This window comes from Planococcus sp. TJ-201, from assembly GCF_058268495.1.
In genome coordinates, this window is record NZ_JBZDOG010000001.1 from 774,127 (window position 1) to 796,183 (window position 22,057).

The following is a 22,057-nucleotide window of genomic DNA, read 5'->3' on the forward strand; positions in this document are numbered from 1 at the left end:
GAAACTACCATTCCATTTTATTACTAGTATTCTCCATCTGGAGACATAGTCCTTTAAATCATAAATGAAAGTTTTGAAATTCCAGCAGCCGCTTTCTAAATTTTATGCAAGGAAAATACTTCCTGAAGCCACTCATGAAAGTTGTCACATATTCCAAGCTCACTAAATTGACTTTGAACTTCTTAAGCGATAATCTAAACAAGTGACCAAGTGGTCATTAAAAGTGACCGCTCGGTTTAGGAGGGCTTAAATGGAAAAAAGAAACGAATTAATGAAGCAGGCTGTCCACTTGTTTTCTTTGAAAGGCTTTCATCAAACATCGGTTCAGGAAATAGCACAGGCAGCTGGCATCTCCAAAGGAGCTTTCTACAAGCATTTTGATTCAAAGGAGATCTTATTCATCGAAATCCTGAAACACTACCATGAAGAAGTTAATGCTGCCATCTCCAGCTCCCAGCATGCACCCGGATCCGATTATAAGGATGTCTTCAAGGAAAAATTAGCGATTGAAATTGAGCGTACACTTTCCAATCAGGATTTTTTCATGATGGTGTTTAAAGATTTCCCGCTCAGTGACAGTGAAAAGCTAAAGTCATTGTTCATGGAACTGCGCCAGTCGACGATTACCTTGCACAAAACCATTCTGCTGGATACTTACGGCACCACCATCGAACCATTTTTAGATGATTTGGTAATGGTCCTTGAAGGGTTGATGCAGCAATACATCATCACACTGGTCATTGAACAAAAAAATGTTCCCATTTCCCGGTTGGTCAATTTCTTGACGGCCACCATCGATGCAATTGTTGACAACTTGGCGGCAATGGAACCTGTATTTACTGAAGCCCGTTCCACACCAGCTACGACTGAAGAAATTTTTCTTCACCTGGCTGAAAAAATTAAAGCTGCTGAACCCCATCCAGAAAAGCTGCTGGCTTCACTCGATTTATTAAAAGAGCAAGTCAACAAACAAGAGCAAGAGGAATTTTTAATCGAAGCCTTGTTGGTTTACTTAAAACAGTACCCTTCCATTAAAAACCAAGTAATCTACTTAGAAAATTTTATTTAAGAAAAAGGAGCCAATCACTTGAAGAAAATTATCGATTTTTCCTTGAACAATAAGTTTGCGATATGGATCTTGACCATCATGATCGTTGTGGCTGGACTGTATGCAGGCTTGACCATGAAGCAGGAATCTATACCAAGCATCACCCTCCCTGCGGTGACGGTCGTTACTACATATCCAGGCGCTGCGCCCGATGAAATTATGGAAGAAGTCACCATTCCAATGGAGCAGCGAATTCAAAATATGAATGGCGTCGAATTGACAACATCTACATCGATGGCCAATGCCTCGACGATTCAAGTCCAGTATGACTTTGAAGTCGATATGGACGAAGCAACTCGTGAATTGGAGGATGCGTTGTCGCAAATTTCGATTCCTGAAGCTGCCAATGAACCTCAGGTTTCACGGCTCAGCTTGGATGCTTTCCCTGTTCTGACATTGAGCATCAGCGATCCTGAGCGTTCATTGGAAGAACTGACAGCTACCGTTGAAGAAAATGTGCTCCCAGCACTTGAAGGCGTAGCCGGCTTGTCCGATGCGCAAGTTTCTGGACAACGCGTCCAAAAAGTCACGATGTCCTTTGATCAAGAAGCTTTAGCCCAATACGGGTTGACGGAAGAAACTATTCAACAATTGATCCAAGGATCCAATCTGACATTCCCGTTAGGTTTAACTGATTTTGACGGTGAACTGAAAAACTTGGTGATCGACGGTGACATTACCTCTGTTGATGACTTGAGAAATCTGCAGATTCCAGCGATTCCTGCAGCAGCAACTGATGTTCCAAGTGCAGCACCGGCTGCTCCTGAGTCTGAAGGGACCGGAACAGAAGCACCACCAACTGAAGCGCCTGCAACAGAAACTCCAGCTGCAGCTGCACCGTCTGCGATTCCGACAGTCGCATTGAGCGAACTGGCCGAGATTGAAGTGGTCAGCGAAGCAGAATCGATTTCCCGTACAAACGGAGAAGAATCCATCGGCATTTCTATCGTCAAATCGCCGGATGCCAATACCGTAGAAGTGGTCAATGGCGTTAAAGATATCATGGCAGATGTTGAAGAAGAATACGGCTTGAACGTCGCTTCGACATTTGACCAAGGTGAACCGATCGAAACTTCAGTTGAAACGATGCTCAGCAAAGCCTTATTCGGTATTTTATTTGCTGTCGCAATCATTTTGCTGTTCCTTCGCAGCTTTAAGACAACGATTATCTCGATCATCTCTATCCCATTGTCGTTATTAATGGCGATTTTCTTATTGAACCAAATGGATATTACCTTGAATATCATGACACTCGGTGCATTAACCGTTGCAATCGGGCGTGTTATTGATGACTCGATTGTTGTGATTGAAAATATTTATCGCCGCATGGCTTTGCCAGGCGAAAAATTGCGTGGCAAAGAACTCATTCGCGAAGCAACACGTGAAATGTTCGTACCCATTTTTTCATCAACAATTGTAACCATCGCTGTATTCCTGCCGCTTGCACTTGTCAGCGGACAAATCGGCGAATTGTTCCTGCCGTTCGCTTTAGCAGTTGTCTTTGCTTTATCGGCATCTCTGCTAGTGGCTGTTACCATCGTTCCGATGATGGCGCATTTGATGTACCGCAAGCAACTGCGAAACCTGGATACAAATCAATCCAAACAAAAAGAACACAAGCCAGGCAAAATGGCAGACAGCTACAAACGTATTTTGGAATGGACCTTGAATCACAAAATCATCACGTTCGGCGGAGCGTCGTTGCTTCTTGCTGCAAGTTTGTTCTTGATTCCGGTAATTGGCGTCAGCTTCCTTCCTGAAGAAGAGCAAAAAACCGTGATGGCAACTTATAGTCCGGAACCCGGACAAACACGCGAAGATGTGGAAGCCATTGCACTTGATGCAGAGGGCTCTATCGAAGGCAGAGAAGGCGTAACGTCTTATCAGTACTCGCTTGGCGGAGGCAATCCGATGTCGGCAATGGGCGGCGGCGGAGATAATTCCGCATTGTTCTATATTGAGTATGACGATGACTTTGAGGCATTCAGTGATGAAAGTGCAAACCTGATTGAAGACTTGAACAATTCCACAGAATCCGGGGAATGGGCAAGCATGGACTTCACAGCTACTGGCGGCAGCGGACTGGAAATGTACGTCTACGGCGACAATGTCGAAGATATCCAAACCGCTATCGATCAAATCCAGCCATTAATGGAAAACAACGAAGGCTTGGAAAACACAGAGTCCAGCTTGACCGAAGCTTATGATCAATTTACCTTGGTCGCTAATCAGCAAAGCTTAAGCGAAAATGGGTTAACAGCCGCACAAATCGGCATGGCGTTAAGCAGCGCGGGTGAAGCGCCTGTATTAACTACCGTCACGCACGAAGACGAAGAAATCAATGTCTACATTGAAACAGAAGAAACACAATATGCCGGCATTGAAGATGTAACAGATGTTGAAATTCCAACAGCACTTGGAACAACTGTAACAATTGGTGAGGTCATGGAAGTGGAAGAAGGCCAATCACCAGATACCATTAATCGCAGAGATGGCCAAATGTTTGCGTCATTAACAGCAGACGTTCTGGGCAACAATGCTGCAGAAATCACGACTGAAATTGATGAACAAACTGCAGAACTTGACTTGCCGGCTGGTGTCACAACTGACCACGGCGGTGTGACTGAACAAATCAATGAATCGTTCACTCAGCTTGGCCTGGCGATGCTGGCAGCCATTGCCATTGTGTACTTTGTACTGGTTGTCACATTCGGCGGTGCACTCGCTCCGTTCTCCATCCTGTTTTCATTGCCATTCACCGTTATCGGTGTATTGGTCGCTTTATGGATTACTGGAGAATCATTGAGCGTTAACGCATTGATTGGTGTATTGATGCTGATCGGTATTGTTGTCACCAATGCCATCGTCTTGATTGACCGTGTCATCCATATGGAAAAAGCCGGTTTGACTACACGCGAGGCCCTTCTTGAAGGCGGCGTGACACGACTGCGCCCTATCTTGATGACAGCCCTGGCAACAATCGGCGCGCTAATACCGCTTGCCATTGGAGCTGAAGGCGGAGGCGGATTGATTTCGCAAGGCCTCGGCATCACAGTTATTGGCGGATTGATCAGTTCTACATTATTGACATTGGTTATTGTGCCAATCGTTTATGAAGTGGTCTCGAAATTCCGCAAAAAAGAAGCAAACTAAAGAATAAGTGCAAAAGGCAGCTCATCATGAGCTGTCTTTTTTGTGCGCATTTTTAACTGACCGCACCTCGTTTGATGGTAACCGCACCTCAAATGGATAAGAGCGCACCTCGCAGGCTACAGACCGCACCTCGATGCCTCATAACCGCACCTCGCACAAAAAAGCCTGCTCAGCATAGCTGAACAGGCTTCTAAATTATTGCTTTTTCAAATATTCCAGTACCGATTCATCGATCAGTGCTTCTTCTGACCAGTGATCATCAAAGTTCTCACGCAGCACAAAAGTTTTCAACGCTTCTTTCACTTCTGCGTCATAGCTGCTGTGATCAACCGACTCCAGCAAATCGGCTTTTACCAACTGCTCTACAACAGTTTCTAAGACATTTTCTTCGATAGCCAGCTTTTCCTCAGATGGTGCAGCATACATTTTGTGCAGCTCGTACAACCGCTGCAATTCTTCAATCGGCTCTGGGTGATCATCAACACGCAAATCCACTTTCACATCGTTGTAGCCACCATACCCTGCGCCTTTTTGCAACACATAAACTGCAGCCGACTGTTTGCCTCTGCTGTCGCCTCCAGCATGTTGCGCGGCTGAAATAGCTGTCAGCAACCTTTCAGCAAGCGGACCTTCCGATTCTTCAAAAGCTCTGCTCATTTCACTGACTGTTTTTTCACTGACCAGGATGTTGCCTTGGCACGAATGATGCTTCCCTATTTTATGTCCTGCCCAGTCGTAGCATTCATGGCCGGTAAAAGCACTCGCTTCACCATCTGCGTTGATGACAGCCACTTGGCGCAAACTTCTGCCTGGATCGTCAGCAATCAGCTTGTCGATCACTTCCTCAGGCGACAAGCCCTTCTCCAATAACTCAAGTCCTTCTGGTCCATACGCGGTATTGGCCCAGGACTGTGTAGCCACTGCCCCGACGCCTGCCTTTGCCCATGGAACGACCGAACCGACTGCCAAAAATTTCGATTGCACCGCCACGCCCACTTCTCCCGTTTCCGGATTGGCAGCAACAATGGAAAATGTTGCGACCAACTTGTGTTTGTCTATTTTATTCTTCATGCAATTGCCCCCTTTTCTCTAGTTTAATCAATAATTTGCAGAATGTTAAATTAAAGGAAGCGAATTTTGAACGTTTTCTTATTCTTTAAAACTCAGTAGATAAAAATATGCAAATACCTTATTTACTAATCAGTAAAACAACACTTTTGTACATATAAATGGTATAATAGAATCACAAAAAATACATATCAATTCTTTATTTTTTCAAATTAAGAACGGGTCATCCCTATACATACGCTGACTTTTGCTCAGCGCATCAATGAAAGGGGTGAGAAAGGTGCTTTCTAAATGGATTAAAGTCTCAGCAGCTTTATTACTAATCCTCTTCACTGTACTGTCTTTTTCTGGCCAGTCTCATGCAGCAAGTTCCACTTATATTACGAAAGGCAATACGACCAGTAAAGTGGTGGCGTTGACCTTCGATGACGGTTCGGATGGTACGAATATCAACAAAATCTTAGATATCCTGTCTGCCAACAATGTAAAAGCCACGTTCTTTTTAACAGGTTCCGGTGCTAAAAACCACCCTGCCTGGATCAAGAACATTTCAGCCAAGGGCCATCAGCTCGGCAACCACTCGTATTCGCATCCAGATTTCACAAAACTGACCGCCGCAAAAATGAAAAGTGAGCTTGATACAACAGAATCCACAATCAAAGGAATTACCGGAAAATCGACCAAGCCTATTTTCAGAGCTCCATTCGGGGCATCCAATGCTACTGTTCTAAAAGCAGTTGGTGATGCCGGTTACACACATACGATTCAGTGGAATATCGATACGGTTGACTGGAAAGGCGTTTCTGCTACTGAGATTACCAACAAAGTGGTGAATAATATTGTGCCAGGATCGATTGTTTTGATGCACACCGGTGCCGGCGCTTCCGGAACTCCAGGTGCGTTGCCGGGTATGATCAGTAAATTGAAAGCGAAAGGATACAAATTCGTCACTGTCTCTGAGCTTTTAAAATTGCCAGTTTCACCCGTAAGCGGCACCAAGTATACGGTCAAAGCGGGAGATACATTGTACAGCATTGCGAAAAAATACAATGTGACCGTTTCAGCGTTGGCCAAAGCCAATAACATTACCAATTATAACTTAATCCGTGTAGGTCAAGTGTTGACAATTCCAACCAAAGCTCCTGCACCTTCTGTCACATACACAGTCAAGGCTGGGGACACACTTTACAGCATTGCACGAGCTTACAATACGACAGTGACGAAAATAGCAGCGGCTAATAAAATTACCAATATTAACTCCATTCGTGTCGGACAAGTATTGGTAATTCCTAGATAGTCTAAAGTTAACACCATAACAGGAGCAGGAATCTATAGATTCCTGCTCCTGTTATATGTTTTTCGGCTTGTACAAAAATCTGCGGTAAAGTTTAAAAATCATATACGCCATGCCAAACAAAAAGAAGATGGCCAGAATTGGTGCCAGTAAGATTAAGATTGGCGTTAATGTGGCCGTAGCATCTTCCGCTAAAGAAACAGCTGGACTCATGAATGCCGTCTCACTCACTCCTTTGACCGCTGTAATGGTGGCATGAGAAACTGTCGCTACTCCCCCTCCGCCAATAATGGCGATGCTCCATTCCAAGAAAGGATTCATATCCCCGATAAAAGAAGCAGTCAGCAGGATTCCTGCCAGAGCCGCAATCGGCGTCGCAATCATTTTCATGAAGGATCCTACTGCCGGAATATAATTGACCGCGATTTCGAAAAGCGTGGCTGCAGCAAACGCGACAATCGCCGGTGTGCTGCCGATCCAGCTAAATCCTTCTGAAAGGGTTAACCAGTCCACATGGACGAATATTCCCGTGATCAGCAGTGGCGTAAAAATTCTAAAACCGACCGTTGCACTCAATGCCAGTCCGATGCATATCGCCAAAATGGTTTCCAAAATACCCACCTCCGTCATACTAGTTATTTACAGTATACACGAGCAGAAGCAGGGCTGATATTCACCACCTGCGAAATACTAGGAAACAACCGGAGTCGGCGACTGGGCGGGCTGATTGTTCCAACTCTTGATGCCAGCCTGACAATCATTCATGCTACAAAAGAAGATGAGCTTGAAAAAGGCCTTGCTCTTGAATGCTTCATTTTAATAGCTGACCTAATTTCCAGCAATTAAAAAAAGAAATTCCCCAAAAGGAATTTCTTTTTTTAATACAACTTATTCTTTGTTGATGATATCTGATACGTAATAAAAACCATATTCATCCATTACAATCGTATACATTTTGCTGCGTTCTTCTACAGACCATTCTCCAGCTTCATTCATCATATCAAAGGCTTCTTCCGTATGGACAATAGCATAGTCCTCATAGATTTCGATGTCCATGATATCAAGCTTTGTGAAATTGTATTCCATGTTTTTTCCCGTGATATCTGCAACATACTCAGCAATGCTGTTGTAAATATCGCTTTGGTAGACAAGAAGATTTTGAACATAGAAAAAGTCCTCTTCTTCCAGTGCCGTTTCGTAATAATAACGGAAATCACCAATAAATTCACTTAAGTTCGTTTCGTTAAATGTCATTTCTAAATCGACGTCGTACTCATAATCTTCGTCTTCATAGCCGCTAAAATCGTCATAGACTTGGAATAAAGCAGCGACTTCTTCTACCGACATTGGAGCAGTCACCCATTGCGATAACTGAGCATGCATCGAGTACATCGGGATTGAAAAGCCGATTGAATCGCCTTCTTCAATGACCAATGAATTGATGCCGATGACTTTACCTGTTGTCGCGTCCACTAAGGGACCTCCGCTGCTGCCTGGGGCAATTTTGGCGTCGATTTGATAAATATCTTCATAGGTAAACTCTTGATAAAAGTCACGGTCAATTCCTGTGAGGTAGCCCAATGACGCTGTATTTTCCATACCAGCCGGGCTGCCCAAGGCAATAACTTCTGTACCTACATCAGTAGCTTCCATTTCAACTTCAAGCGGTGTGATGCCTTCAAAGGCCTCAACATGAATCAGGGCAATATCAGATTCATCAGAAATTCCGATGACTGTGCCTGGGTGATCTTGTCCGTTTATATTGCGTACTACTACATCAGTGAAACCTGCAACAGCATGAGCGTTAGTGACGACCATTCCTGTATCGGAAAACAAGAATCCTGATCCTTGTCCGCCTTCCGTTAAAATAGTATATACTTTTTGTTGTGACTCTTTAATAATGGCTGTTTTCTCTTTTTTCTTTGGTTCTACTTTTTCTTCTTGCTCAGAAGGTGGTACGACATTCTCCACTTTCGTTACCGTTCCAGTTGTTTCCTCTTCTACAGGAACAGTTTCTTCCGGCTCTTCAATTCTTTCTACTATACCGGGTTCTGTGACAGGTTCTTCTTGCTCCTCCGGTATTTCTTCCTCAACTACTGCCAGCTCTGTTTTCTTCTCAGCCAGTTGATTTTGTTCTGGCGCCTCTGCTTGCGGTTCTTCTTCGTCCATAAATTGTGCAGAACCGATCCCAACTCCAAGCAAGGTCAGGGCTAATACGGTTGCATAAATAAAGTTACGCTTTTTCTTCTTCCTGCTTCTTGTTTGAATAAGTGAATGCCCACATTTTTGGCAGAACTTCGTACCTTCTACATTTTCATTTCCACATTTATTGCATATCATGTTTGTACCTCCTGATGGACTAGCATAAATACCATTAATTTCTTCCATTATAAACCTTATAACGTCAAACAACTACTCAGGGTTGCAAGTTGTAACGAAGTCTACTCATTTGTAATAAATATATTTATTTAGAAGTCAATATTATCATACATATCATATTTACATTAACACATTCGAAAAAAAAGGCAAAAATCCTTTAAAGTTAGAACTTCCGCTCAAAAATATATTGAAGAAATCAACTCATTCAATTTTATATTCTAGGACATGGTCATAAGTTTGACCCTTTCTATTTTTCGGTAGAATACAGCTGCCCTACATCCAATGAAAAATAACTGGCTAGATAATTTTCTCTTACTCCTCTCGTTCAATTTGGCCCGCACTTATTAATTCATGCGGTATAGTTTTGATGCTGTTGAATTTCTCTTTCCACCTAGAGGTTACAAAGAATTGTGTGTACAAAGTAATGTGGAGTTTAATGGGAAAGTTTGATAAAATAAGCAAGTATCAATGGAACAAAAAAAGGAGATAATACTAAATGGTAACGTTGTTTAAGCGCTCAACTAAATCAAACACAAGACAGTTGAAAAAGTACAATCGGATTGTTGCTGTGATAAATGGACTTGAAGCAAAATACCAAGCAATGTCCGATGAGGAACTTCAGCAAATGACAGCCATCTTTAAAGAACGATTAACAACTGGAACCAAAATAGAAAAAATCATTCCAGATGCTTTTGCCGTAGTACGCGAAGCTTCTAAACGCGTTTTGAGTATGCGCCATTTTGACGTTCAGCTGATAGGTGGACTTGTTTTGGCCGAAGGCAATATTGCCGAAATGCCGACTGGTGAGGGGAAAACACTGGTATCATCGCTGTCCGCGTATACAAGAGCTTTGGAAGGCAAAGGCGTTCACATAATTACCGTCAATGATTATTTGGCAAAACGGGATTTTGACCAAATCGGACAGATCCACCGCTTTCTTGGACTAACGGTCGGCTTGAATCTTCCTTTAATGCTTAGCGATGAAAAGCAGGAAGCCTATCAAGCCGATATCACTTATGGTGTCGGCACAGAATTCGGTTTTGATTATCTTCGCGACAATATGGCGCCGACTTTGCAAGACAAAGTGCAGCGACCTTATCATTATGCCATCATTGATGAAGTTGACAGCATATTGATTGATGAAGCCAAGACTCCTTTGATCGTTGCTGGAAAAATGAAGGTCAGTGCAGAGTTGCATCAAATCGCTTCTTTGCTAGCTACTCGGTTCATAAAAGAAGAGGATTTTGAATACGATGATGAAACAAAAGCAACTTCGTTAACAGATAAAGGCATCGAAAAAGTGGAGAAAGCATTTGGCGTAGACAACCTATATGAACTTGAACACCAGACACTCTATCATTATGTCATCATGGCACTTCGTGCGCGCGTGATGTTTATACGGGATGTCGACTATATCGTGAAAGACAATAAAATTCTATTAGTCGATATGTTTACGGGACGTACTTTAGAAGGCCGAACTCTTTCTGACGGACTTCATCAGGCAATTGAAGCAAAAGAAAAAGTGGAGATTACCGAAGAAAATAAAGCGCAAGCGCAAATCACTATACAAAATTATTTCCGAATGTACCCGCATCTGTCAGGCATGACCGGCACTGCAAAAACGCAGCAAAAGGAGTTTCGTGAAGTGTATGGAATGGACGTAGTGCCAGTACCGACGAATCACCCGAGAGTCCGCGTTGACCTGCCTGATCGGGTATTCAAAACCATAGACCATAAATACAAAACCGTTGCTGAAGAAGTCGCCAAACGGCATCAAACGGGCCAACCTGTTTTAGTTGGCACAACATCCATACTGCAATCTGAAGCTGTCGCTGCCTACTTGAAAGATCAACAATTGAATTTCCAATTGTTGAACGCGAAAAGTATGGAACAGGAAGTTCAACTGATTTCACAAGCTGGCCAAATGAATCAAATTACAGTTGCCACTAACATGGCAGGCCGAGGAACTGATATTGTTCTAGGTGATGGAGTTGCAGAACTTGGCGGATTGCACGTTTTGGGAACTGAAAAACATGAAAACAGAAGAATTGATAACCAATTGCGTGGCCGTTCCGGTCGACAAGGTGATCCAGGATCCACCCAGTTTATCATCTCTCTCGAAGACGATATGTTTAAACGTTTCGCAAAAGAAGATGTTGAAAAATATGAGAAAAAAATCAAAACCAATAAAGTTGGAGAGATTTCCAACAAAGACATCCATGAATTGACGGACCGTACACAAAGAATAGTAGAGGGCTCTCACTTTTCTATGCGCGAATACAACCTCAAGTTGGATGATGTAATCAATGAACAACGGAAAATTGTCTATGATTTGAGAAACCGTGTGTTGGCAGGCCAAGAGAACTTTGACATAGTCCAAGAGATGGTTCGGGATGCTGCAGATTACGTCATCTCTGAAATCCTTCCGGAAGATGGCGATATTCAAGCGATTCATCTTATTTCAATTAAACAAGACTTGCAGCAACTGCTTGGTACGTCCATTACCCTTCCAGAAAAAATAGATAAACGAAAAGAAATTGACGCTGCAATAAAGCCTTATCTGAAAAGCGTTACAGAGTTTATTGCTGCTGGACAAGAAGATGAAAAAGCTGCCAACACCATTCGGCTTGTAATGCAAACACAGGTTGATGCGATGTGGGTGAAGCATTTAGAAACAATGGCTCACTTGAAAGAAGGGATTGGCCTTCGATCCTACCAGCAGGAAGATCCAATGAGAATTTATCAAAGAGAAGGCCTTGAGCTATTTGCAACCAATTTCCAAAACCTGCGCTACTCAATTGCTTCAGAGGTTTTGGGATTCTTGCAAAACTTAAGTCGTCGTGAAAAGGGGCAGAAAAATTGAGTATTTTTTCTTTTTTCAATAAAACTAATAAAACTGGGAAAGATTCAATCGTCTCTTCTACCGAGTTGGGGAAAGTGCCAACCGAAACTTCTTCGAAAGCGGTTGAAGTCACTCCAGTTTTATCAATTTCACAAGACTGGGAAATCAGCAAGGAACAAGAATACGTATTAAAGTTTTTATCAAATGACTTGCCGCCTTTGCAGATAAACCAGTTGTCATTGGCTGCTATTGATATTGAAGCAGATCCACATTCAGGCGAATGGAGTGTCCAGGCATTCTTCCGCTCCTCTCTTGAACGTCCAATCACGATGGAGAAGGCGGAATTGGTATTACAGGATTTTCAAAAGCAGATTATTGCATCGCAGGAATTTGATCTTTCGGAATTGGGGACCATTCCCCCCCTTTCAAACCGCCCTTGGGTATTTAAGTTCAAAAAAGATTCTATCCGAGTTTCAGAAGTGCCCGTCTCAGATTGGTCACTCGCCTTTAATGTCCAATCCTTAGTACCACACGCATTGGATTTAGATAAGTCTTGGGATGAAGCTTTAACACCTGAGCAAAAATCGACTTTAGCTAAACTTGTAAAAAACCTGCCTAAACTAAATCCTCAGGAATTGAACCTTACCGGCTTTCAAACAAGCTTTTCTGATGAAGGCAATTTAGCAGTTTCTGTCTTTGTCCGCAACGGGTATTCGAAACAAATTGAGCTGGAAAAACTGCCGTTGGAAATATTGGATGCAACCGGCGCATTAGTAGTAAAAGGTTCGTTTAAACTGGCACCACTTGCAGTTAAAGCTAATACCACCAAGCCATGGACATTTATCTTCCCTAAAGAAACTCTGCTGATAGGCTCTCCCGATTTATCACGTTGGACTGCTCGAATTCCAAAATAACAGGAAGAATTTAAGTACCGAAATTGACTGCATTTGTTCTTGTAGAAATAAATGATCACAATTCAGGAGGTTAACCAGTGCAAGACTTTTTAAACGTGTTTAGGAAAACCTTCGTTTTTAGCGGTAGGTCCAGACGAAAAGAATATTGGATGTTTGTTCTGGGAATTACAATTATCTCCGTGATCTTAACAGCAATTGAAACAATGGCTAGCCTGGAGCTGGCGCCTGACAGAGGGTTGTTAACCACCATCTTCTCAATCATTATTTTAATTCCCAGTATTTCTGTGTCTGTTCGCCGACTCCATGATATCGGACGAACTGGATGGTGGCTATTGCTAAGTTTTATTCCCATTTTAGGATGGATTGCATTATTCATCTTCACGTTGCTGGACAGCCAATCCGGCAGCAACAAATACGGACCCAATCCAAAACAAGCTTCAAATAATTCCATCTTTGCCAATAACTAATCCAAAAGAAACCGCATCTGTCATCTCGACAGGTGCGGTTTCTTTTGGTTGTTTTATTTCACGTCAATCCCATGCATTTTTTCCTGAGCGACCAGCAATTCCTTAAAATTTTGGTTGATCGTCGGGGATTGGGAATCTATTTCCTTGGACACCGCACTCAATTCTTGTATCAACCCGTCCAACGTGGACTGGTATTTCTGGTACTGCTCAAAGCTAATGGTTTCTTCACCATCCAGTTCTGCAATCAGAGACTCCAGGTCTTGTTCGAGTGCGTCCAGCTTTTTCTCATGGGATTCTAAGCTGCTCGCTTCCCACTTATAGGCTCGCTGCTGTTCTTCGAATGCCGGGACTTTCAACGATGGATAGGCTTGTGTATCTACTTGAGACGTCAAAACAAATCCAAGGGCGAAAACAGGAACAGACATTTTCAAAAGCGAAGTCTTCAAATGAGCTTCCTCCTTTAAAATGATCGGGCTTTACACTCAGCTTATACCATCTGCCGCGCAGCACAATCCTTTATCAGGAGTCTTTAGAATATCTTAATCTGCGGTTTACAAAAGGATTATTAAGGTGGAGCAGCCATGGATGTCCGAATCACCTGCAAGAAGGCAGTAAGATCTTGCGTTGTGGTGCTCCTTGAAAATGAAATTCGGATAAACTTCCGTGCACTGTCTTGTTCTATCCCCATGGCGCTCATGGCAGACATTGCTTCCCCGGAACCAATTTTGCAGGCAGCTCCTGTAGAAATGGCAAGCTGATGGCGGTTGCATTCAAGCATCATCCATTGTCCTTCCACATGGGGCAGCAGCAGACCTTGAATAAAAGGGGATTTGCTTGCTCTATTTCCGGTCAAGAGCACAGTTTCCGGCAGCTGCTCCCATAAATAATGCTGCAGGTTTTCAGCATGGACTGCCACATCGTGCTGCTCGGCCACCGCCTCTTTCGCAGCAACTGTTGCGGATACAATTCCCGGTACATCCACGGTTCCAGCGCGGAATCCTTGTTGATGTGCAGTTCCTTCGTATACCGATTCCCAGTGGACGCTTGGGTCTATCCAAACAATGCCAACACCCTTTGGACCACCAATTTTATGTCCTGAACAAACTGCGGAAGTGACGCCTAGTTGCGACAGGTCGACCGGAATTTTTCCAAACCCTTGGACAACATCACAATGGTAAGGAACTGCTTTTTCTTTTGCATAGACAGCGCATTTTGCAACCGGCTGGATGGCACCCATTTCTGAATTGACAAGCTGGATAACGATTAATGCTGTTTGATTTGTAACCAGTTTCTTATACTGTTGAAAATCAAGAACTCCTTCTTTGTCGACCGGTACATATCGGATCTCGTAGCCATCTTTTTCCAGTTCATGCAGAGCCGTCAGAACAGATGCATGCTCGAGTTTTGTGGTGACAATTTCCCGGTAATTTTCACATCTGCCACGCAGCAGCGAACGAATTGCCAATTGATTGCCTTCCGACGCATTCCCTGTAAAGAAAATCCCTTCACTTCGAACATTGAGAAAACCTCCCCACATTCTCCGGCACGCCTCCAGCGTACTGGCCGCACTGGAACCTGCGTCATGCAGGCTTTGGGTATTGCCAATCACCTGTTTAGCAGTTTCCGCATAAGCATCAATCGCTGATTGCCGCATTGGGGTAGTAGCTGCATGGTCCAAATAAATCATCATTTTGCAATCAATTCCCTCCGAAACTTGACTTAGTCTTGTAATCACTTTATCTTTATGTCATTAATAGTGTCAAGACACTTGTAAAGTTGGTGTAAACTTATGGTTGATGTTTGTATTATTGGCGGAGGTGCTGCGGGTTTAATGCTAGCCCACACTCTCTCTTCTTCTCTTTCAGTTACAGTTCTTACAAAAGAAGATTTGCACGCTGGCAATACCAACCTTGCGCAAGGTGGTATTGCCGCAAGCATCGGGCCAGGGGATCATCCTCTGAAACACGCAGCCGATACACGTTCCGCTGCTGCTGATCATGCAGATCCCAACCGCATTGAGCTATTAGTCCGTGAAGGCAAAGCCATCGTCGAAAAACTGTTGTCTCAAGGGTTGCCTTTTGATGCCAATGCTGAAGGACAGCCTTTGTTGGGCCAAGAAGGCGCACATAGTGCCCGAAGAATTATTCATGCAGGCGGCGACCAAACTGGCAAATTGCTGCTGCAGTATTTGCTGGACAAAACGGAAAATCAGGTTCAACGCCTTTCCTATGCCACTGTTTTGGAACTCGCCATGCATGACGGCCAATGCGCAGGTGTATACGTGGAAGACGCCTTCGGCAAACGCTCAGTCATCCAGGCACAGCACACGGTTTTGGCAACAGGCGGCATTGGACAGCTCTATAACCAAACTTCAAACTCAATGGCAGCAACAGGAGATGGTTTGTCTTTGGCGTTTCACGCTGGAGCCGCATTGGAAGATTTAGAATTTGTTCAGTTTCACCCTACGGTCTTTACGTTAAACGGCAAGTCTTGCGGTTTGATCTCTGAAGCCGTTCGCGGAGAAGGAGCTTGGCTCGTTGATCGATTTGGGCAACGCATCATGACTGATGTCCATCCGTTCATGGAGCTGGCGCCACGCGATATTGTCGCCCGTGCCATCGAACGGCATTGGCAGCAAAAAGGTCCTGTTTTTCTTGACGCGCGCCATATTCAACCCTTTAAAGCCAAGTTTCCCTCTATTGATGAAAATTGCCGAAATCACCACATGCACTCAGACGAACACCTTCTTCCGGTTCGGCCCGGAGCTCATTTTCATATGGGCGGTGTCCAGACAAACGAGTGGGGTGAAACCACAATCCCCCGGCTTTATGCAATCGGAGAAGTGGCATCCACCGGTGTTCACGGTGCCAACCGACTCGCTAGCAATTCTTTGCTGGAATGCCTCGTATTCGCTGAGCGTTTAGCGGCAAAACTACAAACCCATGATTTTAGCCACCAGAAGCTAGCCCTTCAAGTAACTGAGCCGAAAAAGACGTTTTCCGTGCCAGCTGATTTGCAAATTCGCATGACCGAGCAGGTCGGCATTTTAAGAGAAGTGGACCAATTGGAAAAATTCGTGGCCGATTTCCCGTTGCAGCGATTTGCTTTGCAGCACTATTCCGGGGCGCACATCAAAGAAATTCACCGTTATACTGCCAGCAGCCTGATTGCCCAAGCCGCTTTGGCCCGCAACGAAAGCCGTGGTGCTCATTACCGGCAGGATATGCCTTGTTCTTCGGAAGATTGGGCGGGAAAAACCGTTCAGCTTTCAGCAAATGGGTTAACTATAGGAACGCGACAATTACAACAAAAGGAGACTGTTTTATGAATCGTTTAAAAGCAGAAGATGCAATCAAGAGTTTTTTACTGGAGGATATTGGAGACCGTGACGCGTCATCTGTTTTATTCAGCCAAAGAGATCAAGGCGAAGCTGTGATTCGCTTAAAGCAGGATGGTGTCGTGGCAGGTCTGGCATGCTTCGAATGGGGCTATCATCTGTTGGATCCAAAAATTACAATAGAAACTTTAAAGCAAGACGGGGATTTTGTGAAAGCAGGAGAAGCAATCGCCAAAGTTCAAGGACCCGTTGCGACTTTACTGGCAGGCGAGCGGGTGCTGTTAAATTTGGTGCAGCGCATGAGTGCCATCGCAACCCTGACCGCTCAATGCGTTGAAGCTCTGGGCTCTTCTCATACCCGCATCGTTGACACACGAAAAACCACACCCGGATTGCGGATGTTTGAGAAATATGCAGTTCGGACCGGTGGCGGATTCAACCATCGAAACGGCTTGTACGATGCCGTCATGCTGAAAGACAACCATATTGCAGCGGCCGGCTCCATAACAAAAGCTGTCCAAAAAGTCCGTTCAGCATTGGGCCATATGACCATGATTGAAGTCGAAGTCGAGAGCTTGGCCCAATTACAGGAAGCGATTGCGGCAAGACCGGATGCCATCATGTTTGACAATCAAACAGCTGAAACGATGGCGGCTTGGGTAAAGCTCGTTCCAGAACCGATCCGCACAGAAGCTTCAGGCGGCATCGATTTGAAAAACCTGGCTGCCTATCGCCATACAGGGGTAGATGTCATTTCCATCGGCGCCCTAACCCATAGCGTGCACAATTTAGACATCAGCATGAATCTAGCCATTTCACATAAGGAGGCCATCTATCAATGAATTCTTTCCTAAAAGAGTTGCAGCAGACCGGAGACATGCCTGAATCGTATTTGAAAGCGACGACGGATGACCTTCACGAACGTGCGACACGCGCCCGTGCCCAACTTGGCGACCGGCTATATATTCTTGGCCATCATTACCAAAAAGATGAAGTCATCAGCTATGCCGACGTTACTGGCGACTCTCTCCAATTGTCGCAGATTGCCGGACAGCAAACAGCCGACTATATCATTTTTTGCGGCGTTCATTTCATGGCGGAAACTGCTGATATTCTGACAAATCCTGATCAGGCAGTCATTCTGCCCGATATGCGCGCCGGATGCTCGATGGCGGATATGGCCAATATTGATCAGACCGAGCGCGCATGGACCCAGCTGCAGGAACTGTTTGGCGACACCATTGTGCCACTGACTTACGTCAATTCAACTGCAGCCATTAAAGCCTTTGTTGGACGCAACGGCGGCGCTACCGTAACATCTTCGAATGCCGAGCCAATGGTCCGCTGGGCCTTGACCCAAAAAGAACGTATGCTGTTTTTACCCGATCAGCATTTGGGGCGGAACACGGCAGTAAAGCTAGGGATTCCGCTCGAGCAAATGGCCATATGGGATCCGATCAAGCAAAAACTGGAAGCGAACTGTCCGCTGGACGACATCCGAGTGATTTTGTGGAAAGGCCACTGTTCTGTCCACATGAATTTTTTGCCAAAGCACATCGATAATTTACGGGAAAATGAACCCGACCGCCACATCCTGGTCCATCCCGAATGTACGTATGAAGTGGTCAGCCAATCTGATTTTGCTGGTTCGACAAAATACATCATTGATATGATCAAAGCAGCCCAACCGGGTTCCAAATGGGCAATCGGCACAGAGATGAACCTGGTTAACCGGCTAATTGCCGATCATCCTGATCTCGATATCGTTTCGCTTAATCCCTATATGTGCCCGTGCCTGACGATGAACCGCATTGATTTGCCACACTTAACATGGACGCTTGAAGAATTGGTTGCTGGGCGTGTCATCAACCGCATTCAGGTTGATCCACAAACTTCTACCGAAGCCAAAATGGCGTTGGAAAAGATGATGTAATGGAAGGAAGGCATCGCGCCTTCCTTTTTTTATTTCGCGAGGTGCGGTGTTGGAGCATGGAGCTGCGGTTGTCCTGTTGTGAGGTGCGGTCTTGGCCACTTGAGGTGCGGTTCTCTCTCTTTGAGGTGCGCTTCCAGCCTTTTGGGGTGCGGTCGCACAATTTTCCATAGAAAAAAGCCACTCCCTAAGGAATGACTTTATCTTTTAATGAGATCGTGTTGCTCGGCGGCTGCGGCCGTCGTATGGCAATTGAGCCTTAGAGCGTCCTTCTTTTTCTTCGATTTCGCGTACACGATTTTCAATCGCAGCTGAAACTAAGCCCATAACGGTTCCAAACGCAGCCCCTGCAACTACTTCAACAGGCTGATGGCCAAGCAATTCCTTCAAATCCTTTTCGCGTTCAATAAATTCAAAGCTTGGAAATTCTCCAGAGAATTTCACAAAGCTATCTTCTAAGTCGTTGACTAGTCGCGCAATCTCTCCAGTATGGCGACGAATGCCCTGTGCATCGTACATGACGATGACGCCGAACACGATCGCAAGAGCTGTTTCTGTATGGCGTGCGCCTTTATTGGCAGCTACGTATGAGGCTAAAGCAGAAACTCCAGCTGAGTGGGAACTTGGCATACCGCCTGTTGTAAAGGCTTGTTTCCAATCCCATTTTCCTGTTACTGTTTTGTGCGTGACAATTTTCAACGCTTGCGCCACACCGATTGCACTTAGTGAGGTAATCATTCCCCGGTTCATCTTTCTCATCTGCTCATCCTCCAGTTTCAACTAGGCAACGATGCCGTTGCCATTCAATATACTTCTTTACCCATTATCGCAGAGGAATATGTGAATTCAGGTTAAAAATAGAATTTTTTTTCGTATACTAAAAAAATCATATCATTTCCAGCTTCCGCAATGGATGCAATTGCGTTAAACTGTATATCTGAACTGTAGGATACGTAAACTTCTTTATTATGAGTCACACCCCATACAAGAAAACCGAGAGAATGAGGAATTCTATGAAGAAACTGTTATCAAAAGACTGGCGCAGCATACTGATGTATTTGATCATGGGCGGCTTCACCACTGTCGTCAACATTGCCGTTTACTGGATTTGCGAAGAACTGCTCCACCTGGATTACCGCATTTCAACTACCATTGCCTGGCTGTTTGCAGTCGTCTTTGCTTTTTTTGTTAATAAACATTATGTATTTAAAAGTGTCACGAACAACTGGCGCGACCGCTTTGCCGAAATGGGATCTTTTTTCGGATTCCGTGTGCTTTCTTTTTTTATGGATCTGGGCACGATGATGGTGTTGGTTGGATTGTTGAGCATGAACGGCACCTTGTCTAAAGTACTGGCCAATGTCATCGTTCTGGTTGCCAATTATATTTTCAGCAAAAAGTTTATCTTTAAAAACCGCAATGCGCCAATCGCCGAAAAAGTTTAGCAAAACGCACAAATGCCGAATCAGGAGATCGTCCTGTTCGGCATTTTTTGCATTTTTTCATACTCATACCACTGGAAAAGGACTACTTGCTTTCTACGGTTTTAGGCAATTTAAAGAGATAAATTGACAATACAATTGTCCAGAGCTGCAGTGTGTAAATAATGATTCGTTCTACGAGCCCAGCATACGGCAGATTGCCGCTCAAGACAATCGGGGTTGCCACTCCTGCAAACACAATTACCACAGCACAAGCAAGTGTGAACATCCCCATGGTCCTGAATTTTTTGGTAAGCCATAAGCCGTAGCCAATTGCAAACAAGGCACCGATAGTTGCAATCACGACAATCGCTGTTATCCCCAGATGCATGAAATTGCTAAACGTCAGCACTTCGCCTCCTTGCTCCAACGGAAAAAGACTAAAACCGATCAGCGATACTGCATGCATGAGAAACAGCAACATGGCCCCCCACTGGGCAATGTTATGGGTCTGATACTTACGAAAAAGTACGTAGACAACTGCTGCAAAAATAGTGCCAAATATGCCATACATGAGCGTAAAAATTCTCAGCATTCCAGCATTTGGCGCACCATTTCCTGTCAGTTCGCTAATAGTTTGCCTGACGTGGCTGTAACCATCCCATAATAATCCGCCTGTCGTCACATGCAGCATGTAAATAAGTGCACTGACCACACCGCTTAGCGCGGCCGTCTGCCAAAATCCATTCTGCAGTCCGAGTTTCATACGTTCACCCGCCCTTTTTCATTCTAGCTAATCCAAAATTTTGGCTTTTGCGGCAAAGGTTTCTGCATTTCAACTTTCCGACAGCAATCTCTATTTTTTCAATGCTTTTGCGGCATTGACGCGGCCATGGCCGTAAATATCGTCACGCCCGGCTGTCCCTAAATCGTCCGAAGATGAAAAGATTTTCTTTTCGATTTCTTTATTGCTGAGGGTCGTTTGGTTGGCTTTAATCAACGCAGCTACTCCCGAAACAATTGGTGCGGCCATTGACGTGCCATTCAATGAACCAAACAAATTATTTGGCAAAGAGGAGTAGACATTTGTCCCTGGAGCTGTGACATCGATGCTCGGTCCCCTATTTGAAAATACTGAGATGGTGTCATTGCTTGCTACAGCTCCAACGGAAATAACATTGGCCAAAGAAGATGGATAAAATGCATTGCGTGTACCGTCGTTTCCGGCTGCTGCCACAATAACAATGCCTTTCTTATGGGCTTGTTGTATTGCCTGATCCAGCGCCTTGCTGTAATAATAAGATCCTAAGCTCAGATTGATGATGTCGACATTTTTCTTGACGGCATGTTCAATGCCATGAATCAAGCTGGATGTGTAGGCAACTCCTTTATTATCAAATACATCAATCGGCATCACTTTCGTATAAGGTGCCACTCCCGCACCTCCGAGCCCATTGTCAGCCGTTCCTGCAATCAAGCCGGCCACGTGCGTACCATGGAGACCTTGGCTGATGGTTCCCGCACGCTTGTTAAGTGCGTCATACGGTGCAACAAAACGGCCAGCAAGTTCGGTATGTTTTACGTCCATTCCATCATCAATTACAGCTACCACCACATTGGCTGCTCCTCGGGTCTGATTCCAGGCAGTGGCTGTTCCGATCTTTTTGTGATGGTATTGAAGTTTCGTAAACTCCGGATCGTTTGGTGTGTAGGCCAACTCAACGCGATAATCTGGTTCGACAAATTCAACATCCTCTTGTGTCCTCAACTCTTCCATAAAAGAAGCCGCAGTTTTGCCTGCAGGCACCTCAAGTGTTGCCATGTCCGCATCGTCAATTTGGGTAGTTGCAAAAGACACTGTACTTTCTGGCTGTGAACCGTTTTTGTATTTCACAATTACCTGCTGTGGATCCGCTTCTGCAAACACTGTACTGCCAATAGGTGCAAATAGCATAAATACCAAAGGCGCAACAAAAACAAGACTTATCATTTTCTTCATGGCATATCTCCTATCTATTTGATAAAAAATCTTAATTTTCGTTTTAATCAGATTTTTTTAATTAAGTATAAACCTAAAAGCGTAAATTTTCCAGTCTATTTAAAAAAATCCCGCTTGCAATCAATTAACTGATCGCAAACAGGAT

Annotated in this window: 18 protein-coding genes; 10 read left to right on the top strand and 8 right to left on the bottom strand. The window is 44.4% G+C overall.

Going from position 1 to position 22,057, the window contains the following annotated elements; translation table 11 throughout:
- Nucleotides 1-250: 250 nt before the first annotated feature.
- The gene (locus tag AC4EG4_RS04075; protein WP_490986973.1) at nucleotides 251-1,069 is read left to right on the top strand and encodes a TetR/AcrR family transcriptional regulator; all 819 of its coding nucleotides are present in this window, start codon (nucleotides 251-253) and stop codon (nucleotides 1,067-1,069) included.
- 18 nt (nucleotides 1,070-1,087) lie between these two features.
- Nucleotides 1,088-4,261, top strand: a complete 3,174-nt coding sequence (locus tag AC4EG4_RS04080; protein WP_490986974.1) for an efflux RND transporter permease subunit — start codon at nucleotides 1,088-1,090, stop codon at nucleotides 4,259-4,261.
- A 195-nt stretch (nucleotides 4,262-4,456) separates the two neighbouring features.
- Here AC4EG4_RS04080 and AC4EG4_RS04085 read toward each other — a convergent pair whose 3' ends face one another.
- Nucleotides 4,457-5,332: a DUF1028 domain-containing protein gene (locus AC4EG4_RS04085; RefSeq protein ID WP_490986975.1), complete on the bottom strand. Its 876-nt coding sequence runs from the start codon at nucleotides 5,330-5,332 to the stop codon at nucleotides 4,457-4,459.
- A 277-nt stretch (nucleotides 5,333-5,609) separates the two neighbouring features.
- On the opposite strand from AC4EG4_RS04085, the gene AC4EG4_RS04090 reads away from it, so the two are divergent.
- Nucleotides 5,610-6,626, top strand: coding sequence for a LysM peptidoglycan-binding domain-containing protein (locus AC4EG4_RS04090; protein WP_490986976.1), 1,017 nt, complete (start codon nucleotides 5,610-5,612; stop codon nucleotides 6,624-6,626).
- A gap of 51 nt (nucleotides 6,627-6,677) precedes the next feature.
- Here the strand turns inward: AC4EG4_RS04090 and AC4EG4_RS04095 are convergent, their stop codons facing one another.
- Nucleotides 6,678-7,235 (bottom strand): DUF4126 domain-containing protein, encoded by a 558-nt coding sequence (locus AC4EG4_RS04095; protein WP_490986977.1) that lies wholly within the window; start codon nucleotides 7,233-7,235, stop codon nucleotides 6,678-6,680.
- 276 nt (nucleotides 7,236-7,511) lie between these two features.
- Entirely contained in the window at nucleotides 7,512-8,963 is a 1,452-nt protein-coding gene (locus AC4EG4_RS04100; protein ID WP_490986978.1) for a trypsin-like peptidase domain-containing protein, read from the bottom strand.
- Nucleotides 8,964-9,498: 535 nt separating this feature from the next.
- On the opposite strand from AC4EG4_RS04100, the gene secA2 reads away from it, so the two are divergent.
- From secA2 to AC4EG4_RS04115, 3 genes are all read left to right on the top strand, one after another.
- Nucleotides 9,499-11,865: an accessory Sec system translocase SecA2 gene (gene secA2 / locus AC4EG4_RS04105; RefSeq protein WP_490986979.1), complete on the top strand. Its 2,367-nt coding sequence runs from the start codon at nucleotides 9,499-9,501 to the stop codon at nucleotides 11,863-11,865.
- The gene (locus AC4EG4_RS04110; RefSeq protein ID WP_490986980.1) at nucleotides 11,862-12,758 is read left to right on the top strand and encodes an accessory Sec system S-layer assembly protein; all 897 of its coding nucleotides are present in this window, start codon (nucleotides 11,862-11,864) and stop codon (nucleotides 12,756-12,758) included. Before secA2 ends, AC4EG4_RS04110 begins: the two co-directional genes overlap by 4 nt.
- A gap of 77 nt (nucleotides 12,759-12,835) precedes the next feature.
- Nucleotides 12,836-13,225 (top strand): DUF805 domain-containing protein, encoded by a 390-nt coding sequence (locus tag AC4EG4_RS04115; protein ID WP_490977580.1) that lies wholly within the window; start codon nucleotides 12,836-12,838, stop codon nucleotides 13,223-13,225.
- A gap of 53 nt (nucleotides 13,226-13,278) precedes the next feature.
- Here the strand turns inward: AC4EG4_RS04115 and AC4EG4_RS04120 are convergent, their stop codons facing one another.
- Both AC4EG4_RS04120 and AC4EG4_RS04125 read right to left on the bottom strand, forming a co-directional pair.
- On the bottom strand, nucleotides 13,279-13,671 hold the full coding sequence (locus AC4EG4_RS04120) for a hypothetical protein (RefSeq protein WP_490977579.1): 393 nt from the start codon (nucleotides 13,669-13,671) through the stop codon (nucleotides 13,279-13,281).
- A 119-nt stretch (nucleotides 13,672-13,790) separates the two neighbouring features.
- On the bottom strand, nucleotides 13,791-14,915 hold the full coding sequence (locus AC4EG4_RS04125) for an IscS subfamily cysteine desulfurase (RefSeq protein ID WP_490986981.1): 1,125 nt from the start codon (nucleotides 14,913-14,915) through the stop codon (nucleotides 13,791-13,793).
- 99 nt (nucleotides 14,916-15,014) lie between these two features.
- Here AC4EG4_RS04125 and nadB point away from each other — a divergent pair, with 99 nt between their 5' ends.
- From nadB to nadA, 3 genes are read left to right on the top strand one after another with little or no spacing between them, the layout of a single operon-like run.
- Nucleotides 15,015-16,553, top strand: a complete 1,539-nt coding sequence (gene nadB / locus AC4EG4_RS04130) for an L-aspartate oxidase (protein ID WP_490986982.1) — start codon at nucleotides 15,015-15,017, stop codon at nucleotides 16,551-16,553.
- Nucleotides 16,550-17,404: a carboxylating nicotinate-nucleotide diphosphorylase gene (gene nadC / locus AC4EG4_RS04135; RefSeq protein ID WP_490986983.1), complete on the top strand. Its 855-nt coding sequence runs from the start codon at nucleotides 16,550-16,552 to the stop codon at nucleotides 17,402-17,404. The genes nadB and nadC overlap by 4 nt, the downstream gene beginning before the upstream one ends.
- Nucleotides 17,401-18,495: a quinolinate synthase NadA gene (gene nadA / locus AC4EG4_RS04140; protein WP_490986984.1), complete on the top strand. Its 1,095-nt coding sequence runs from the start codon at nucleotides 17,401-17,403 to the stop codon at nucleotides 18,493-18,495. The genes nadC and nadA overlap by 4 nt, the downstream gene beginning before the upstream one ends.
- A gap of 204 nt (nucleotides 18,496-18,699) precedes the next feature.
- Here nadA and AC4EG4_RS04145 read toward each other — a convergent pair whose 3' ends face one another.
- Complete coding sequence (locus AC4EG4_RS04145; protein WP_490977574.1) at nucleotides 18,700-19,251, bottom strand: divergent PAP2 family protein; 552 nt, start codon at nucleotides 19,249-19,251, stop codon at nucleotides 18,700-18,702.
- Nucleotides 19,252-19,505: 254 nt separating this feature from the next.
- Between AC4EG4_RS04145 and AC4EG4_RS04150 the strand changes: the two genes are divergently transcribed.
- A complete protein-coding gene (locus AC4EG4_RS04150; RefSeq protein ID WP_490986985.1) occupies nucleotides 19,506-19,937 on the top strand; it encodes a GtrA family protein in 432 nt (143 codons plus the stop codon).
- A gap of 82 nt (nucleotides 19,938-20,019) precedes the next feature.
- On the opposite strand, the gene AC4EG4_RS04155 is transcribed toward AC4EG4_RS04150, so the two are convergent.
- Entirely contained in the window at nucleotides 20,020-20,679 is a 660-nt protein-coding gene (locus AC4EG4_RS04155; protein ID WP_490986986.1) for a DUF998 domain-containing protein, read from the bottom strand.
- 90 nt (nucleotides 20,680-20,769) lie between these two features.
- A complete protein-coding gene (locus AC4EG4_RS04160; RefSeq protein WP_490986987.1) occupies nucleotides 20,770-21,912 on the bottom strand; it encodes a S8 family peptidase in 1,143 nt (380 codons plus the stop codon).
- Between the last annotated feature and the right edge of the window lie 145 nt (nucleotides 21,913-22,057).

What these genes read in the sequence shown, in the direction of transcription:
- AC4EG4_RS04125 (WP_490986981.1), bottom strand. Translation starts at nt 14,915, where the DNA reads ATGATGATTTATTTGGACCATGCAGCTACTACCCCAATGCGGCAATCA.
- nadB (WP_490986982.1), top strand. Translation starts at nt 15,015, where the DNA reads ATGGTTGATGTTTGTATTATTGGCGGAGGTGCTGCGGGTTTAATGCTA.
- AC4EG4_RS04150 (WP_490986985.1), top strand. Translation starts at nt 19,506, where the DNA reads ATGAAGAAACTGTTATCAAAAGACTGGCGCAGCATACTGATGTATTTG.
- AC4EG4_RS04160 (WP_490986987.1), bottom strand. Translation starts at nt 21,912, where the DNA reads ATGAAGAAAATGATAAGTCTTGTTTTTGTTGCGCCTTTGGTATTTATG.
- nadA (WP_490986984.1), top strand. Translation starts at nt 17,401, where the DNA reads ATGAATTCTTTCCTAAAAGAGTTGCAGCAGACCGGAGACATGCCTGAA.
- AC4EG4_RS04075 (WP_490986973.1), top strand. Translation starts at nt 251, where the DNA reads ATGGAAAAAAGAAACGAATTAATGAAGCAGGCTGTCCACTTGTTTTCT.
- AC4EG4_RS04100 (WP_490986978.1), bottom strand. Translation starts at nt 8,963, where the DNA reads ATGATATGCAATAAATGTGGAAATGAAAATGTAGAAGGTACGAAGTTC.
- AC4EG4_RS04085 (WP_490986975.1), bottom strand. Translation starts at nt 5,332, where the DNA reads ATGAAGAATAAAATAGACAAACACAAGTTGGTCGCAACATTTTCCATT.
- nadC (WP_490986983.1), top strand. Translation starts at nt 16,550, where the DNA reads ATGAATCGTTTAAAAGCAGAAGATGCAATCAAGAGTTTTTTACTGGAG.
- AC4EG4_RS04145 (WP_490977574.1), bottom strand. Translation starts at nt 19,251, where the DNA reads ATGAGAAAGATGAACCGGGGAATGATTACCTCACTAAGTGCAATCGGT.
- AC4EG4_RS04155 (WP_490986986.1), bottom strand. Translation starts at nt 20,679, where the DNA reads ATGAAACTCGGACTGCAGAATGGATTTTGGCAGACGGCCGCGCTAAGC.
- secA2 (WP_490986979.1), top strand. Translation starts at nt 9,499, where the DNA reads ATGGTAACGTTGTTTAAGCGCTCAACTAAATCAAACACAAGACAGTTG.